Origin of the sequence: Pseudomonas sp. SIMBA_068, assembly GCF_046534705.1 — a bacterium.
Lineage (GTDB): Bacteria > Pseudomonadota > Gammaproteobacteria > Pseudomonadales > Pseudomonadaceae > Aquipseudomonas > Aquipseudomonas putida.
This window is the reverse complement of the sequence record NZ_JAWRYI010000398.1, coordinates 1-277: the sequence shown is the minus strand read 5'-3', so window position 1 is coordinate 277 and position 277 is coordinate 1. Positions and strand designations below refer to the sequence as shown.

The window sequence follows — 277 nt, the reverse complement described above, 5'->3', positions numbered from 1 at the left end:
GAGCGGCGCGGCGCAGATGATGGTCATCCAGTTAGCGCCTGCGCCAAACGCCTGTTGCGCGAGCGTTTCACCAGCGTCGGCGACCTTCCAGTCAGCAACGATGATTTTGTCCGGGCACTGTTCGCGCAAGGCTTTCACCGCGCCAAGCCCTTCGTTTAAACAGAGAATGGTGCCCGCTTCGACGATATCGACGCTGTCTTTTAACAGCGTCACGTCGCGCTGCGCGGCTTCAAGTGATGAGTGGTCGAGGGCCAGTTGCAGAAGTGGTCGGCTCATA

At 59.2% G+C, this 277-nt stretch carries 1 protein-coding gene; it reads right to left on the bottom strand.

What is annotated here, in order from left to right; all coding sequences use genetic code 11:
- Window positions 1-277, bottom strand: a 277-nt coding sequence (locus tag SB756_RS29690) for an orotidine 5'-phosphate decarboxylase / HUMPS family protein (RefSeq protein WP_410913145.1), incomplete at both ends; no start/stop codon positions are given.